A 1,777-nucleotide genomic window follows, 5' to 3' on the forward strand; every position below is an offset into this window, starting at 1 on the left:
ACGAAGAAGAATGCGGATCGTATCGTGGAGCGTTTGGCCGATCATTGGAAAGGCGAGTTGAGTGTTATTCACTCGAATAAGGCTCAGAATACCCGTTTGAAAGCTTTGAGGTCATTTAAGGAGGGGGAGACCCGTATTATGGTGGCCTCTGACGTGGCAGCTCGCGGTATTGACGTGCAGGATGTGAGTCACGTGATCAATTTTGATATACCTTCTTTGGCGGAAGAGTATGTGCATCGAATCGGGCGTACGGCCCGTGCGGGAAAAGAAGGAGCCGCGATCAGTTTCGTGTCGGAAATCGAGGAGGATCGTTTCATGGATATAGAACGTCTGATTAATCAAGAAGTTAAAATACTTGATTTGCCTGAAAAGTTGGAAATTTCTCAGTTGTTGCTGGAAGAGGAACAAGTGCAGACCAATAATATTGTTTACCAACGAGGGAAACCGCAAGGAGGCGGGGCTTTCCACGCTAAGAAGGCGAAAAATACATATACTGCCGAGGATAACCGGAGAAACGTGATGAAGAAACGAATGGCAAAGAAAAAGAAGAAGTAATAAAAAAAGATCAAGAATTCCTTGGTCTTTTTTTTTATTTTTCCCAAATTTGCTACGATGAAAGATAAAAGCGTCATATTAGTCAGTAAACTTTTCTTGAATATTAAGAAGCGCGACACCTTTGTTTGTTAAAGGTGGTAGTCTTTTGTATCCCCATTTACATGCTTATGTTATTAATGGCCTTCCGGTCATTTCTTGAGAATTATATTACAATTAATTTATATCATTAACTATTTAAAGTTTAAAGATTATGGAATTACCTTTTGCAGAATCGTGGAAGATTAAAATGGTAGAACCCATTCGTAAAAGTACTCGTGAAGAGAGAGAACAATGGATTAAAGAGGCACACTATAACGTGTTCCAATTACGTGCAGAACACGTGTATATTGACTTATTGACCGACTCGGGAACCGGTTCTATGACAGACCGCCAATGGGCCGGAATGATGTTGGGTGATGAAAGTTATGCCGGAGCATCTTCTTTCTTTAATCTGAAAAACATGATTACCCGTTTGACCGGATTCGATTACGTGATCCCGACTCATCAGGGACGTGCAGCCGAGAACGTACTTTTCTCTTATCTTGTAAAAGAGGGTGATATTGTACCGGGTAACTCTCATTTTGACACGACGAAAGGTCACATCGAAGGTCGTAAGGCTATCGCTTGGGACGTGACGATCGACGAGGCAAAAGATACCCAGTTGGAAGTTCCTTTTAAAGGAAATCTTGACCCGAAGAAATTGGAAAAAGTACTGGCAGAACATGCTGACAAGATTCCGTTTATCATTGTAACTGTAACCAATAACACGGCTGGTGGACAACCTGTTTCTATGAAGAATATCAAGGAAGTTCGTGCTATCGCTGATAAATATGGCAAACGTGTATTGTTCGATTCTGCTCGTTTCGCTGAGAATGCTTACTTCATTAAAACTCGTGAGGAAGGTTATCAGAACAAGACGATTAAAGAGATCGTGAAAGAAATGTTCGATAACGCAGACGGTATGACTATGAGTGCGAAGAAAGATGCAATCGTGAACATGGGTGGATTCATCGCAACTCGTCACCAAGACTGGTTTGAGGGAGCTAAAGGTTTCTGCGTACAATATGAAGGTTACCTGACATACGGAGGTATGAATGGTCGTGATATGAACGCTTTAGCTATCGGTTTGGATGAAAATACCGAATTTGATAACTTGGAAACTCGCATCAAACAAGTAGAGTAT

At 41.5% G+C, this 1,777-nt stretch carries 2 protein-coding genes; both read left to right on the forward strand.

All coding sequences use genetic code 11. The features are described 5' to 3' along the window. Positions 1-555, forward strand: a 555-nt coding sequence (locus AB5542_RS12305; RefSeq protein ID WP_368243097.1) for a helicase-related protein, incomplete at its 5' end; no start/stop codon positions are given. Between the two features lie 250 nt (positions 556-805). After that, positions 806-1,777, forward strand: a 972-nt coding sequence (locus AB5542_RS12310; RefSeq protein ID WP_368243098.1) for a tryptophanase, incomplete at its 3' end; no start/stop codon positions are given.

The organism is Butyricimonas sp. RTP31003st1_G1_RTP31003_210430, from assembly GCF_040920905.1.
GTDB classification, from domain to species: Bacteria; Bacteroidota; Bacteroidia; order Bacteroidales; family Marinifilaceae; genus Butyricimonas; species Butyricimonas paravirosa.